13 protein-coding genes, 1 tRNA gene and 4 pseudogenes are annotated in these 14,639 nt (G+C 59.6%); 11 read left to right on the top strand and 7 right to left on the bottom strand.

Annotated elements, in window-relative coordinates:
- Positions 1-84: 84 nt before the first annotated feature.
- Entirely contained in the window at positions 85-1,035 is a 951-nt protein-coding gene (locus JCM15831_RS05100; RefSeq protein WP_025823232.1) for a complex I NDUFA9 subunit family protein, read from the bottom strand.
- Positions 1,036-1,144: 109 nt separating this feature from the next.
- Between JCM15831_RS05100 and JCM15831_RS05095 the strand changes: the two genes are divergently transcribed.
- The 7 genes and pseudogenes from JCM15831_RS05095 (at position 1,145) to rpoN (ending at position 7,069) form a co-directional block, all read left to right on the top strand.
- A tRNA-Leu gene (locus JCM15831_RS05095) sits at positions 1,145-1,231 on the top strand.
- Positions 1,232-1,300: 69 nt separating this feature from the next.
- Positions 1,301-1,947, top strand: a pseudogene (locus tag JCM15831_RS16765) (ribonuclease D).
- Between the two features lie 126 nt (positions 1,948-2,073).
- Positions 2,074-3,107 (top strand): annotated as a pseudogene (locus JCM15831_RS16760) (KpsF/GutQ family sugar-phosphate isomerase).
- Positions 3,104-3,871, top strand: coding sequence for an LPS export ABC transporter periplasmic protein LptC (lptC, locus tag JCM15831_RS05080; RefSeq protein WP_025823230.1), 768 nt, complete (start codon positions 3,104-3,106; stop codon positions 3,869-3,871). Before JCM15831_RS16760 ends, lptC begins: the two are co-directional and overlap by 4 nt.
- Positions 3,871-4,863, top strand: coding sequence for an LptA/OstA family protein (locus JCM15831_RS05075; protein ID WP_025823229.1), 993 nt, complete (start codon positions 3,871-3,873; stop codon positions 4,861-4,863). Before lptC ends, JCM15831_RS05075 begins: the two co-directional genes overlap by 1 nt.
- Positions 4,860-5,635, top strand: a pseudogene (gene lptB / locus JCM15831_RS16755) (LPS export ABC transporter ATP-binding protein). The gene JCM15831_RS05075 and the pseudogene lptB overlap by 4 nt, the downstream one beginning before the upstream one ends.
- 6 nt (positions 5,636-5,641) lie before the next feature.
- Positions 5,642-7,069, top strand: coding sequence for an RNA polymerase factor sigma-54 (rpoN, locus tag JCM15831_RS05065; protein ID WP_025823227.1), 1,428 nt, complete (start codon positions 5,642-5,644; stop codon positions 7,067-7,069).
- A gap of 44 nt (positions 7,070-7,113) precedes the next feature.
- On the opposite strand, the gene JCM15831_RS05060 is transcribed toward rpoN, so the two are convergent.
- The 3 genes from JCM15831_RS05060 to JCM15831_RS05050 all read right to left on the bottom strand — a co-directional run bounded on the left by JCM15831_RS05060 (position 7,114) and on the right by JCM15831_RS05050 (position 8,357).
- Positions 7,114-7,476, bottom strand: coding sequence for a RidA family protein (locus JCM15831_RS05060; RefSeq protein WP_051528321.1), 363 nt, complete (start codon positions 7,474-7,476; stop codon positions 7,114-7,116).
- Position 7,477: 1 nt separating this feature from the next.
- A complete protein-coding gene (locus JCM15831_RS05055) occupies positions 7,478-7,732 on the bottom strand; it encodes a DUF1150 family protein (protein WP_025823223.1) in 255 nt (84 codons plus the stop codon).
- 127 nt (positions 7,733-7,859) lie between these two features.
- A complete protein-coding gene (locus JCM15831_RS05050) occupies positions 7,860-8,357 on the bottom strand; it encodes an Hsp20 family protein (RefSeq protein WP_025823221.1) in 498 nt (165 codons plus the stop codon).
- Between the two features lie 188 nt (positions 8,358-8,545).
- Between JCM15831_RS05050 and def the strand changes: the two genes are divergently transcribed.
- From def to truA, 3 genes and pseudogenes are all read left to right on the top strand, one after another.
- Positions 8,546-9,091 carry a peptide deformylase gene (gene def, locus JCM15831_RS05045; protein ID WP_025823219.1) on the top strand — a complete coding sequence of 182 codons (546 nt, stop codon included), beginning with the start codon at positions 8,546-8,548 and terminating at the stop codon, positions 9,089-9,091.
- Positions 9,092-9,095: 4 nt separating this feature from the next.
- A pseudogene (gene fmt / locus JCM15831_RS16750) lies at positions 9,096-10,009 on the top strand (methionyl-tRNA formyltransferase).
- Positions 9,999-10,790, top strand: a complete 792-nt coding sequence (truA, locus tag JCM15831_RS05035) for a tRNA pseudouridine(38-40) synthase TruA (protein WP_025823217.1) — start codon at positions 9,999-10,001, stop codon at positions 10,788-10,790. Before fmt ends, truA begins: the two are co-directional and overlap by 11 nt.
- A gap of 15 nt (positions 10,791-10,805) precedes the next feature.
- Here the strand turns inward: truA and JCM15831_RS05030 are convergent, their stop codons facing one another.
- The 3 genes from JCM15831_RS05030 to dapD are packed head-to-tail and all read right to left on the bottom strand — an operon-like array spanning position 10,806 to position 13,395.
- Complete coding sequence (locus tag JCM15831_RS05030; RefSeq protein WP_025823215.1) at positions 10,806-11,435, bottom strand: hypothetical protein; 630 nt, start codon at positions 11,433-11,435, stop codon at positions 10,806-10,808.
- Positions 11,432-12,562 (bottom strand): succinyl-diaminopimelate desuccinylase, encoded by a 1,131-nt coding sequence (gene dapE / locus JCM15831_RS05025; RefSeq protein ID WP_373277610.1) that lies wholly within the window; start codon positions 12,560-12,562, stop codon positions 11,432-11,434. The genes JCM15831_RS05030 and dapE overlap by 4 nt, the downstream gene beginning before the upstream one ends.
- A gap of 2 nt (positions 12,563-12,564) precedes the next feature.
- On the bottom strand, positions 12,565-13,395 hold the full coding sequence (dapD, locus tag JCM15831_RS05020; RefSeq protein ID WP_025823210.1) for a 2,3,4,5-tetrahydropyridine-2,6-dicarboxylate N-succinyltransferase: 831 nt from the start codon (positions 13,393-13,395) through the stop codon (positions 12,565-12,567).
- Between the two features lie 278 nt (positions 13,396-13,673).
- On the opposite strand from dapD, the gene JCM15831_RS05015 reads away from it, so the two are divergent.
- Entirely contained in the window at positions 13,674-14,639 is a 966-nt protein-coding gene (locus JCM15831_RS05015) for a GGDEF domain-containing protein (RefSeq protein ID WP_198024247.1), read from the top strand.

Here is a 14,639-nt window from a genome sequence, read left to right as displayed (position 1 = left end):
TTTACTGACCCATTCGTGACCTTCTTGATGTTTTTATATTAAAAAAAGAGATTAGACGTGAATAATAGGTCCGAATCGGACCATTTAGTTGAGAAGAGTTCTCAACACCCTGATTTGGCTGAGATATTCGGGCGCCCGATCATAGACACTCTGAGGCACGACTCCCAGCGTTTCGAGCGTCGACGCCCCGGCTTTCACGATATTGTCTTGCGACAGCATGGCGAGCTGGTCTCGTGTCAGCAATTTGCCAGGCAGGTTCTCCAGGACATGCGCCTGAATTTGAGCGAGACCATTGGGGACAGATAAAAGACGTGGCGTCCGCCCAACGGCCTTCGCCACGAAAGCCATGATCTCCGCCATCGTCAGACGATCCGGCCCACCGAGCTCATAAATACCCGAACGCCCCCGGGCTGAGCTTTCCCCCTCTCCAACCAGACAGAGTCGCGCGGCTCTCGCAACATCCTCGACATAGACCGGCTGAAGGAAGGTGCCGGGATAATAGACAGGCAAGAGCGGCAGAGCCCTCGCCATGAGCCCGAAAAGCGTCAGGAAACTGTCGCCTGGCCCAAAAACGACACTTGGCCGCAGGATGGTTGCGTCTGGAAAGGCGTCATGAACGCGCCGTTCGCCCTCAGCCTTGCTTCTTCCATAAACTGAAGGGGCATCCTGCGCGGCCCCAATGGCCGAAACCTGAACGAACTGCCCGACATTTTCCTCCCGGGCGAGACGGGCCACCATTCCGGGCGCCTCGGCATTCAACTGCTGAAACGTGGCGTCTCCCTTCTCGGTCAGGATCGACACGAGATTGATCGCAGCCGACGCGCCGCTCAACGCAGCGCGAACCGAAACGCCATCCGTCACGCTGGCATAAACAGGCATGATCGTTTCCGGTGGGGCAGAGGCGACAAGCGGCGCGGCTTTTCGAGGTGAACGCGAGGCCACTCGGACACGATGACCGTCCGATACCAACTGACGCACCAGAGCCCGTCCAATGAATCCGTTTCCGCCAAAAACGGTCACGACAGAGCGATCCATACAAAATATCCTCTTTTTCTTCAGAGGGGTGTTGACGCCTCCGATCCACACCGCTAAACGCCTCTTCACCGAACGGGATGCCAAAAAAAGTATCCCGGACAGCCTCTGAGCCCAGATGGCGGAATTGGTAGACGCGCAGGTTTCAGGTACCTGTGTCCGCAAGGACGTGGAAGTTCGAGTCTTCTTCTGGGCACCATACGAAAAACGGAAAAGCCGACGAGAAATCGTCGGCTTCCGTTTTTTCTAGCCCCTGGGTTTACGCATCATGGCAGCACCGAGCGCATCCATCCATCTCCACGATGGAGACCTCCCCGATGATTTCGATCTGGTCCTGTCGTTGCTGTCGATACCGAAGCCATGGGCCTCAATCCCCACCGCGACCGTCTTTGCCTCGTACAGCTCTCTGCGGGCGACGGCGAAGCGCATCTTGTCCAGATCCGTCCAAAATCGCTCGGTGGTCGCTATGAGGACTGCCCGAACCTCAAAGCCCTCCTCGCCGATAAGGACGTCGTCAAGCTGATGCATTTTGCACGGTTCGACGTGGCCCTTCTCCAGCATGCGCTGGGTATTACCGTGTCGAATGTGATCTGCACCAAGATCGCAGCACGCCTTGTCCGGACCTTCACCGACCGCCATGGACTGGCCCATCTGTGCCGTGAGCTTCTTGGTGTCGATCTTGCCAAACAGCAACAGAGCTCGGACTGGGGCGCTGAAAAGCTGAGCCCCGAACAGCTCAGCTATGCGGCATCTGACGTGCTCCATCTGCACGCCCTTTGGGAGAAGCTCGAGGCTCTTCTGATCCGTGAAGGGCGTCGTGAGCTGGCACAATCCTGCTATGACTTCCTGTCAGCACGGTGCCGCCTCGACATCCTCGGTTATGAAGAGCCCGATATCTTCTCGCACCGCGCCTGAGGGCACTCAGCGCCGCGTGATTGGACCCGCTTGTCACCCCCTTACTTTGGTGTCGCGCCACAATAAGGCCGCAACACGTGGAGAAAGGATGATTGACCTCAGACCAGCAAAGCGGGAAGAGAACGCATGACCGAGCTTTTCCCTACCGGCTCTCAGACCCAAAATGCCCCTTCAGACGGCCCTTCTCAGGCCCTTGAGAGCGCACACGCCACGCTTGCTGCTGAAATTGCAGGACTGGTCGCCGTCCAGAGCGCTTTGCAGGCGCCCGAAGCGCTGGGGAACGCCTTTATTCAAGCCGTCTCCCTGATCGCGCAGGTCAAGGGACGCGTTGTGGTCTCAGGGATCGGCAAATCCGGTCACATCGGCAGAAAGATCCAGGCGACCCTCGCCTCGACAGGAACACCGGCATTTTTCGTTCATCCTGCCGAAGCCGCGCATGGCGATCTGGGCATGATCGACTCTCAGGATATCGTTCTACTGCTCTCTCAATCGGGCGAAACGAGCGAACTGGCGGCCTTGCTCGAACATGCAGCACGTCACGCCCTTCCCGTCATCGGGGTGACCTCGTCGCCGGACTCCACGCTGGCGCGCGCCAGCCGCGTCGTGCTGTGTCTGCCGCGCGCGCGCGAAGCCTGCCCGATGGGACTTGCCCCCACCACAAGCACCATCATGCAGCTCGCTCTGGGAGACGCTCTGGCCCTCGCCCTTCTGGAGCGCCGGGGCTTCACCGCCGATGATTTCGGTGCCTTTCATCCGGTGGCAAGCTGGGGTCTCTGCTCAAGCCCGTCTGGAAGCTTATGCATGAGGGCGAGGCGTTGCCGCTTGGCAAAGCCGACATGACGCTCTCCAATGTCATTATCGAAATGACACGCAAGGCTTTCGGCTGCATCGGGATCGTCGATGAAAGCGGGGCTCTGATCGGCCTCGTCAGTGACGGCGATCTCCGTCCGGCCCTGACGCGTCACCTCGATACCGCGACCGCTGGCGAAATCATGAACCATGACCCGATCACGACGAAAAGAGATGTTCTCGCTCAGGAGGTAATCCATCTGATGACGGCCCGACGCAAGGCGATCAACAGTCTCTTCATTCTCGATGACGACCGACGCCCCGTCGGCATCGTGCGCCTTCATGATCTGCTTCGCACGGGGATCGCATGACGCAGAACACTCCCCCGGAAGAACGCAAGATCCCTCGGCGCGAAGATTTCTCTCGCGACGCAGCCAAGCTTGCCGCCCTGCGCGAGGCCATGCGCGAGCAAGGCCAGAATCGTCAGCGCGCGATCCCGACCTCGGTCGATCTCGCCTCACGCCGTCGTCTGCTCGATACCGCCAAATGGGCGCTCCCTTTGACAGCCGCCCTACTGCTCGGATCGATTGCCGTCTGGCCCGAAATTGCGCGCTGGCTCAGCGCCAACCGGGCCGTGATGCAGGAAATGGCCCAGATGCGCGTCGAAAGCGGAAATCTGGAAGGCGCGATTTATCGCGGCCTTGATGCCCATGACCGGCCCTACATGATCACGGCCCGTATCGCGCATCAGAACGGGCCGGATCGCATAGATCTGGTCGATCCGGTTGCCGACACGCATATGGCCGGCGGTGGCTGGGCCGAAATCAAGGCAGACAAGGGCGTGTACATGCAGCATGAACAGACGCTCAACCTGACCGATCATGTGGTGCTCTATCGCGATGACGGCACACTCCTCAACGGATTGACCGCCGATCTCGATCTGCATCGCAGTGTCATTGCGTCGAATGACTGGGTGCATGCTGAGGGACCATTTGGCATCCTCGACGCTCAAGGCTACTTTATCGACCAACACGCCAATTTGCTGCAATTTGTCGGACCGCAACGCGTCATCCGCAATGATGACCGTCAGGATGCCATGCCTGCCCTTACTTCACCCGCACACAAGGCCCCATGATGCGCCGCCTCCTTCCTGCCCTGACCTTAAGCTCTCTGCTCATGGGGCTTCCCCTCCCCGGAGCCTCGTTTCTGGGGCTTTCTGGCGCACAGGCTCTGGCTCAGTCGCTGGACATGTCGCATGGCGAGCAGGTCAATATCAGCTCGGCTGGCCCTCAGACCTACGATCATGATGCGCAGACAGTCACCTTCGTCGATCGGGCACGCGCCGTTCGGGGCGATGTGACCATCGATGCCGATCAGCTCATTGGTTTTCTGCGCAAGAAGGCCCCAGATCCCAATGCTCCCCCTCCGCCGCCGAGCGATCAGAAGGCAGATGGTCAGAAGAGCGACAGTGACGAAGGCGCCATGGGGGGCTCGATGGAGCTCTATCGCATGGAGGCCATCGGCCACGTCCATATCTATACCAGCACCGATCAGGCCTGGGGTGACAAGGCGCTCTACGATATCGATCAGGCTGTTCTGGTCATGACAGGCAAGGCTCTCAAGCTGACGACGCCGCAGGATGTCCTGACTGCAAGAGACGTGATGGAATACCATGCCAACACACGCATGTCGGTCGGACGCGGCGACGCCACTGTGACGACCAATGATGGCAAGCGCATCAAGGGCGATGTGCTGGTGGCGTTCAGCAAGCCTGACAATGCAACACCGGCCCCGAGCAAACCCGCAGCAGGCGCTGCTGGCAGCGATGGTACGGCCCAGCGGTCGTCCAAGCTCGACCGGGCCTATGCCTGGGGTCATGTCATGCTTCGGACCCCCAACGAGACCGCAACCGGCGATCGCGGCGTCTATGTGTTCGATACCCAGATGGCGCGTCTGATCGGGCATGTGCATGTCACAAGCGGACAGAACCAGAATAATGGCGCCTCGGCCATCGTGAATATGAAAACGGGCGTTGCGATCATGAACCCGGCACCGGGACAACGTGTCGAGGGTATGGTCATCCCCAATGAAGCCTCAAGCAGCAAGCCCGGAGACAAGCATCCATGAGCGATAACGAGACCGTCATCCTGCGCGACGCCATCGAAGACGCACAGGCAGAGACGGGGCTGATCGCCCACGGTATCGGCAAGAGCTACAAGAAACGCCAGGTGGTGAAGAACGTCTCGCTTCAGGTCCAGCGTGGCGAAGCTGTCGGCCTGCTGGGGCCGAACGGCGCAGGCAAGACAACGAGCTTTTACATGATCGTTGGGCTGGTTCAGCCGATACGGGGACGATCACGCTCGACGGTGCCGATATCACCCAGCTGCCGATGTATCGCCGGGCGCGTCTGGGCATCGGGTATCTCCCTCAGGAAGCCAGTATTTTTCGCGGACTAAACGTCGAGCAGAACATTCTGGCAGCCCTCGAGGTGGTCGAGCCCGATTACGACCGCCGTCAGACCATGCTCGATGGCCTGCTGGCGGAGTTCGGAATCTCCCATCTGCGCCACTCGCCCTCACTCGCGCTTTCAGGCGGCGAACGCCGTCGACTTGAAATCGCCCGCGCACTGGCGAGCCAGCCGAACTATGTGCTTCTCGATGAACCCCTGGCAGGTATCGACCCGATTGCCGTGGGGGAAATCCGTGATCTGGTGTCTCACCTGAAGGACCGCGGCATCGGCGTGCTGATTACCGATCATAACGTGCGCGAAACCCTTGAGGTCATCGACCGCGCCTATATCATGCATTCCGGTCAGGTGCTGATGGAAGGCGTCCCCGAGGAGATCGTTGCCAATGAAGACGTCCGCCGCGTCTATCTGGGAGAAAATTTCTCCCTCTGAGTCCTGATGGCGCGCCTCGCGCTTCAGACGCGCCAGAGTGCCGGACTCGTCATGACGGGCGCACTGCAGCAGGCTATCGGCCTGTTGCAGCTCTCCAATCAGGAGCTTCTCTCTGAGCTAACGTTACTGGCCGACTCCAATCCTCTTCTGGTCGTCGGGCCACCCGAGGGACAAGAGGACAGACTCAACGATAGCGCCTCCCACGCCTCGGATCTCAGAGACAATGATCTGACTCGGGATATCGATCCTGAGGATTTCGGCACAAGCGCCGAAGACTGGGAGGACGACCCACCTCCCCGCACCAACGCTCATGCCAGCGACGACGATAGCCAGCACGACCCTGCTGCTCCCTTGCCCAGCCGGCTCGATGTCTTTCTCGAGCAGATCCGCCTCCATTTCACGAGCCAAGCTGATCGCGCCATTGCTCTGGCCCTGCTCGACGCTCTTGATGAGTCCGGACGCCTCGACAGCTCGATCGGTCAGATCGCTGACACCCTGAGCGTCAGCCACGCTCACATCGAGACAATCCGCGGCGCAATGCTTCTTTTTGAGCCGATCGGCTGCTTTGCCCTGTCTCTTTCGGAATGTCTGGCCGCCCAGTTCCGCGCCCGCAATCGGTTCGACCCGGCTGTCGCGTGCCTCCTGAACCATCTGGACTGGCTGGCACGCGGCGATCATGAAAAGCTTCGCAAGGCCTGCGGTCTGGATGAGAGCGATTACGCCGATCTGCTCAGGGAGCTCAGGCAGTGCAACCCCAGACCCGGTGCGGACCTCGACGTGCAGCCCCTGCCTCAGGAACCGGATCTTTTCATCAGGATTGGTGCCGATGGGCCGGTGGTTTCATTGAACCCGGCAACCTGGCCCAGCCTCGACATCGACGAGACCCTTTACCGTCGTCTCCTGTCAGACCGACCCGATGCGCGACGCTATGCTCAGGAAAAGCATCAGGAAGCCGTTGCCCTGCTCCGTGCGGTCGAGCAGCGGGCGCGCTCCCTGATCCTGATCTGTCAGAAAGTAGCGGAACATCAGGCCCGGTTCCTGAGTGAAGGCGTTACCGCCCTGCGTCCCCTGACACTTGCCCAGATTGCTGCAGCAACAGGCCTGCACGAAAGCACGGTCAGTCGGGTCACCGCCTCTCGAATGATCGGTACCGATCGGGGAAACCTCCCTTTACGACGGTTTTTCTCGACAGGTCTGGGGAATGGCGAAGGCGAGCTGAACAGCGCGGACGCCATCAAGGCCAGGATCAAGGCTTTGCTCAATCAGGAAAGTCCTGACGCGATCCTGTCCGACGATACGATCACGCAGCATCTTCAAAAAAGCGGTGTCGCGATCCAGCGCAGAACTGTCGCCAAATATCGGGAAGCACTCGGTATCGCAGGATCGGCACAGCGGCGGCGGGATCAGAAGCTCAGAACACAGCTCGCCAGCTGATAACACGAAGCACTCAGGAGAGCGCTTCGTGAAATATCGATCGATCAGATGGCGGCGATTGCCGTGATCTCGACCGACCATTCCGGATCGACAAGGCGCGCCTCTACAGTGGCTCGTGCCGGCTTGTGGCCCTGATCGAGCCACGCATCCCATGCCCTGTTCATGGCGTCGATTTCGGTGATATCGGTCAGAAAGACCTGAACCGAAAGCAGCTTCGTCTTGTCCGTACCTGCCTCGACGAGAAGAGCGTCGATCTGGCGCAGGATATCTGCCGTCTGCCCCTCTGTATCGAGAGACGTGTCGTCGGCAATCTGACCGGCAAGGTAAAGCGTATTTCCATGACGCACAGCACCGCTCAGGCGAGTTTCCTCGGCATAGCGCTGAATATCTGTCTGAGACTGCGTCATCTCAATGCACCCAGGCCGGGACCATCTCATGATCGACAATCGCCTCGAAGGCGCTCGAGCGGTCTTCAGCCAGCGCCATCGGCGTGCCATCGGCGGCATGAATGGCAAATGCTGATTCGCCCTCATAGACCACGGCTTTGACATAGGCGACACGGCTCATGCCGAATTCCTTGAGATCCTGATGCGTCATGTGCCGGAGGTCCGACACTGCCACCTGAAGGCTACCTGTTTCTTCGTTGCGAAGGGTCTTGGTCATACTCGTTTCTTCCTGTCAGGTCAGTGCAGTGCGGGCGCCGACCGGCCTGAGCGGTCCTTGTCTCTTTTCTCTATCGGGTCTCGTGAGCGCCCGATAGATTTGTTTCTCGTCGCTTCGGCTTTGTTGCCTATTCGTCATCCAGATCGCGGATTGCACGGCTACGCCGGGGCTTGGGCATCTCGATATGCGTCGCTCGCGACACGGGGTGTTCCCGACGACCCGCACTGATCTCGATGCGCTTGACCCGGACTTCAGGCTGCGGACGCAAAAGATCGATATGCAAAAGGCCGTTATCGAGCCAAGCCTCCCCTATCTCGATATTCTCGGCCAGGACGAAGGCTTTCTGGAATTGTCTCGCTGCAATACCGCGATGCAGGAATACCCGTCCCTGACTGTCGTCAGTCTGGCGGCCGCGAATCACGAGCTGATTGTCTTCCTGCGTGATGTGAAGATCATCCATCACGAAACCGGCGACGGCCAGCGTGATACGCAGCGTCGTCTGATTGAGCTGCTCAATATTATAGGGAGGATACCCATCCGACGCCGTCTTGGAAGCGCGTTCGAGCATCTGCTCAAGGTGATCGAAGCCGAGAAACATCGGCGATGTAAATAGACGGCCTGACATGCAGCCTCCTCCATGAGCGAGACGTTGATGCGATCGAGCCCTGAAAGCGGCACTGGATCGTCTTTCGCATATGGTGATGTTCGCGCCCGGGCGCAAGCCAGAGACTCATCCTCAGGCCATGATCTTTGATCACATCGCCCGGTTTAGAACTGGTTTTCCAGACAACGAGTCGTTACATCCCCAGCATCATGACGACGCTTCCTTTTCTTTCGGACATCGAGTCCATCGCTCCCACTCCTATTCTGGTTGCTCCTCAGCCGGTCTTGCGCGCTGTCGCCCGTGAGGTGACACCCGACGACATGGCGCTGGTCAAATCGCATCTGCCCGGCATGTTCTCGGCGATGTACAAAGCGCCCGGCATCGGTCTCGCTGCGCCCCAGATCGGTCTCGGCCTGAGATTTGCCCTCGTAGATGTTGCCGATGAGGGCGAGCGTCATCCGATGGTGCTGATCAACCCGGAGATCATCGAAGAGTCCGAGCAGCTTGCCGCACGCGAAGAAGGCTGCCTCTCTTTGCCCAACCAGTATGCCGAAGTCATCCGCCCGCTCAGCGTGCGCATGCGCTACCGCACGCTGGAAGGCGCGATCGAGGAAATCGAAGCGGACGATCTGCTGGCTACCTGCCTGCAACACGAGATCGACCATCTCGACGGCATCTTGTTTGTCGACCATCTCTCCAAGCTCAAGCGCAATATGATCATGCGTCGTCTCGCCAAGGAACAGAAAGGGCGCTGAATCCATGCGTCTGATCTTCATGGGAACGCCGGATTTCGCCGTTCCGGTTTTCGAAGCCCTTCTCGCTGAGGGGCATGAGATCGTACAGGTCTATACCCAGCCGCCTCGCCCCGCCGGGCGTGGCAAGGCCTTGCGTCCCTCTCCCGTTCAGAATGCCGCCGAGCGCCGGGGGATCCCCGTTCGAACGCCGCTGCGTATCCGGAACAACGAGGAAGAGCAGGCGTTTTTCGAGTCGTTAGATGCCGATCTCGGAATCGTCGTCGCCTATGGGCTGATCCTGCCTCAGCGCATGCTCGATGCCCCTTCACGCGGCTGTCTGAACATCCATGCCAGCCTTTTGCCGCGCTGGCGCGGTGCCTCGCCGATCCAGTCGGCCATCCTTGCAGGCGATGCGCGCAGCGGGGTTGCGATCATGCAGATGGATGCCGGGCTCGACACCGGGGACGTTCTGGCCGAAGCCTCCGTCGATCTGACTGAGACCGAAACTGCGTCGAGCCTGCACGACCGGCTCTGCGCGCTCGGAGCCGACCTTCTGATCAAAACGCTTCGTCACCCTTTCAAGCCCGTGCAGCAATCGGAACAGGGCGTCACCTATGCCGAGCGTCTAACGCGGGAAACCGGCCGGATCGACTGGAGCAAGTCAGCAGAAATCATCGACCGACAGATCAGGGGGCTGACACCCTGGCCCGGTGCCTTCACGACACAGGACGGGATTGTCCTCAAGATCGGCAAGGCCCGGGTTGTGGCCCAGGCTCACACCGCAACGCCGGGCACCACGCTCGACGACGCCCTCACAATTGCCTGCGGCAATAACGCATTGCAGATCCTGACGCTTCAGCGACCGGGCAAAGCATGATGGCGGCCTCAGACTTTCTCAGGGGCACACCAGTATCAAAAGGGGTGAGCCTTGGGTCATGATGGACCGGCGGCCGGCTATCGTCGCTGGGCGCTCAAGATCGAATATGATGGCACAGGGCTCGTCGGCTGGCAGAGACAGAATAACGGACTCTCGGTGCAGGAGCTTCTTGAGGAGGCGGCGTCACGCCTCGTCGGCGACGCCCCTGTCATGAGCGCAACCGCCGGTCGCACCGATGCGGGAGTGCACGCCTCAGCGATGGTTGTTCAGCTCGATCTACCCGAGCAGGAACGCCTTGATGCCCGGCAGGTACGAGACGGGATCAGCTACCACCTCAAACCCCACCGCGTCGCGGTTCTTGAGGCTGCCGAGGCCAAAGAAGGCTGGCATGCCCGTTTCTCGGCAATTTCACGCCGCTACCGCTATACGATCCTGAATCGACCGACCCGGGCTGTTCTGGACTGCAATCTTGTCTGGCATGTCCGGCGACCGCTCGATACGACGGCCATGCATGAATCTGCTCAGACCTTGCTTGGACGGCACGACTTCTCATCGTTCCGTGCGTCGGCCTGTCAGGCAAACAGCCCGATCCGCACGCTCGATTGCCTCGATGTCACGCGTGATGGGCAGCATATCCATATTGAGGTCGAGGCCCGGTCCTTCCTGCATCATCAGGTGCGTAATCTTGCTGGATCGCTTCAGCTCGTTGGAAGCGGGCAATGGCCCGTCTCCAAACTACGCGCTGTTCTCGATTCGTGCGACCGCCGTCTGGCGGGGCCAACAGCCCCGCCAGACGGTCTGTGCCTGATCGGCGTCGGTTACGAGATAGACCCGTTCAGGTGACATCTCCTGACGACGTCAGGATTTCGGCGTGGCCGCCATGATTTCGCTCAGAGCGTTGTAATGCGGGGGCAAAAGCGCTGCGAGAAGATAGAGCAGCGCCATGGAGACGTTGATCAGAACAACCAACAGGGCCGCCTTGCCTCCACCGATCTGCAGACCGGCACGCGCCACAAACCAGCTCAACCACAGCTCGTAGAGCTCAACGCCAAGCATGACACCGGCAAACGCGCCACGAGACGAACCGAGCCCCGGCGTCACCATCTGCAGGAGCGCCAGCACAAACAGCGAGAGCACCATCGGCAGCCAGCTGCTCCAGAGCTGAGCCGTCGCGTAGCGAGGCCAAAGCGCCGCCCGTCCCCAGAACGTTGCCGCAAACTGCGAGACGACGAGACGGGTGAGCAAGGCGGTCATCAGGATCAGGATCTTGATGATGTCCGTCGGATGATAACCCTTGAGGGCCTGCGGCACCGCCATAACCAGAAAAAGAGCAGCACTGGGTGCGATCGCCGCCAGAAGCGCCTCAGACGTGTTGCGAAAGGCATTCATGCCCTGCTCATCACCTCGGGCGAGCTGCCAGACGCCTTGCATGATCCGCGAGGCAGCAGCCGTGGGGGTCTCTGCTGGGGGGGGAGAACCGGTTTTCACAATCCGAATGCCTCTAGAAAATCGCGATAGATCGACACGAGTGTCTCCAAATCATCGAGGGCGGCGCATTCATCCGCCTTATGCATCGTCGCACCCACGAGGCCGAATTCGGCAACGGGGCAGTAATTGGCAATGAAGCGCGCGTCAGATGTCCCGCCTCCCGTATCGAGTTCCGGGGTGAGACCTGTGCGCTTTGCAATCACGCGTGACAGCGCGTCGACCGCCGAACCGGGAGCCGTGAGAAACGCCTCACCACTGATGCTAGCCTCAACCTGCGCGCCGGGGGCGTGACGCTCCACGCAATCGCGGATCCATTGAACCAGCGAGTCGCCCCGATGCTCGGTATTGAAACGGATATTGAGAACCGCGCTGGCTTCAGCGGGGATGACGTTCGTCGCCGGATTGCCCACATCGACAGTCACGACCTGAAGCGACGACGGGACAAAATGGCTATTGCCCTCATCGAGCACGCGGGTCGTCAGCTCGCTGAGCGCTGCAAGCAGACGATGGATGGGGTTGTCTGCAAGATGCGGGTAGGCCACGTGGCCCTGCACGCCCCTGACCGTCAGGCGGGCATTCAGACTGCCCCGACGGCCGATCTTGATGACCTCGCCAAGCTGATCGGGATTGGTTGGCTCGCCAAGCAGGCAGAAATCCGGACAATGCCCCTGCTCGACCATCCAGGGGAGCACTTCCTTGGTCCCATGAAGAGCGGGGCCTTCCTCATCGCCTGTAATGAGGAGGCTGACGCTTCCCTTGAGCGGGCGCTCTGCCTGAAGGGAGGAGACGGCTGCCACAAAGGCAGCGATCCCGCCTTTCATGTCAGCGATGCCACGCCCGTAAAGCCGTCCGTTTTCACAGAGCCCCTGAAACGGATCGTGTTTCCATCCATTTCCCGGAGGAACGACATCGGTATGACCCGCGAAACACAGATGAGGGCCATCTACACCCAACCGGGCAAACAGATTAGGCGTCTCGCTACCCGCAGGGCCACGATCAACTCTCTCGGTGGAAAAGCCCAGTTCTGAAAGAGTCGTCGCAAGGAGCTCCATCGCACCGTCATTGGCCGGCGTGACGGAGCGACATCCGATTAATTGCTGAGAAAGACTAACGACATTAATGGGCACGATCAGTCGCGCAGCAATTCGTTGATCGAGGTCTTCGAGCGCGTGCGTTCATCGACGCGCTTGACGATCACCGCGCAAGCGAGATGCGGCGCATCGGGCGTACGGCCGGGCAGAGTGCCGGGAACGACAACAGAGTAAGCCGGAACACGCCCCATGAAGATCTCACCTGTCGCGCGATCGACAATTTTCGTGGAGGCACCGATGAAGACACCCATGGAGAGCACGGAACCGCGCTCAACCACCACACCTTCTGCGACTTCAGAGCGCGCACCGATGAAGCAATCATCTTCAATAATGACCGGCGCGGCCTGCAGCGGCTCCAGAACGCCGCCAATGCCGGCGCCACCGCTGATATGGACGTTCTTGCCGATCTGGGCGCAGGAACCGACCGTGGCCCATGTGTCGACCATGGTACCGCTATCGACACGGGCGCCGACATTGACAAAGCTTGGCATCAGGACGACACCCGGTGCGATGTAAGCTGAACGACGCACAATCGCCCCAGGGACAGCGCGAAAACCGGCCTCGGCAAAGCGGAACTGATCCCAGCCATCGAACTTCAAAGGAACCTTGTCAAACCCCGGAACGCCCCCGCATGCGCGCTCGACAACACGGCTATCCGTAATCCGGAAAGAGAGCAGAACAGCCTTTTTCAGCCACTCATGGACAACCCATCCGTTTTCGCCGGGCTCGGCAACACGGAGCTTGCCCTCATCCAGAGCGGTCAGACTTTGCTCGATTGCCTCGCGCGCCTCACCTTCCGTATGCGCGTTCAATGTGTCACGTTGCTCCCACAGAGAGTCGATCACAGCGCGCAAATTGGAGATAGGCATCTTTCGGGCGTCCTTTGACAGGGTTACTTAAGTGTGCGGACCATGCTCAGGACGCATCAGGAAGTCAACGAGTCTTCCGGGGCAAGGGCGTTAAGGATGAATTAAAGACCGGCCTCTATACTATGTTACGAACGAAGAAACGGGACCTACCCGAAACCTCTGCTTATAAGAGCGTTGCCAATCTCGCCTCTCTGCCCTCAGGAACGAGCCAGATGAACGCATTCTTGTTGGACACCATGCGTTCAACGATTCCCAGCCTCGTCTCCAGGAGTTTCGGTATGGATCAGAGACTGGCCAGAAATGGCTTGAAAAAACGTGAGATCGAGTTTCAGGCTTGTCTCATAGAGATCTTGCGAGCGTCGATTTCCGTCTCGGAAGGCCTCCGTCAGGCCTTCGAGCATTTCTGTGCAACAACCCGACCGGAGCGCGGCATTCTTATGAGTGCCGGTGCTCTGGTGGTGCCACCGGTCTCTGAACCCCAGCTCCATATACTGCACTCCTGGCCCATGGATTCGGCAGAACCCGAGTCAGGGCTGGGCGCCAGTCGCAGCAGTGCGAATCTCTGCCTGCGGGCGATCACCCAGGTTCGCCATCAGGGGGAGATCGGCATCTTCGTCTATTTCCCTCGTAACTTCTCCAGACGGGCTTCGGAGTCCTGCACACGTGTCCTCGAAGCACTCATTCAGACAGCGGCAGCGATGATCGAAGTCGATCACCGCTATCGAGTGCTCCTGCGCGCCCTGCCCTATGATCCACTGACCCATCTGCCGATCTGGTCCCTGTTCAAGGAAAAGGTTGAGAGACGTTTTTCGCGACTGGATCGGGAAAACCTGCCCGCGACGCTTATGCTGGTCTGTTTCTCAGGTCTGCTGAACGCGCCGGACGGGAGCGTGAAGGCCGAAGGCGCCGTAGAGCAGATTAGCCATGTCCGCGATGCCATCGGCTTCCTGCAGCGCGCGATACGCCCGACCGATCTGGTGGGTCAGCTCGACCGTGAAAGCTACGTGCTCTGGCTGGATGGGGGAGACCGCTTTGCATCGGTCGAACGGGCGGAATTAATCTGCAAACGCAAATATCTCTGCGAGGCGGGAAGCAATCCGGAAATATCGGTCAAGATCGGACTCGTCACACGAGAACCTCATTCGACCGATACTCTCGATACATTTTTCGAGCGAGCACGTCTGGCGCACTCAATCGCTCGCGAAGACAATGTGGACTGGTACTTCGCCCATGAAACCGCCTGA

Source organism: Asaia astilbis JCM 15831, assembly GCF_000613845.1.
Classification (GTDB): domain Bacteria; phylum Pseudomonadota; class Alphaproteobacteria; order Acetobacterales; family Acetobacteraceae; genus Asaia; species Asaia astilbis.
The sequence above is the reverse complement of the archived record's forward strand: the minus strand, read 5'-3'. Positions and strand labels throughout refer to the sequence as shown.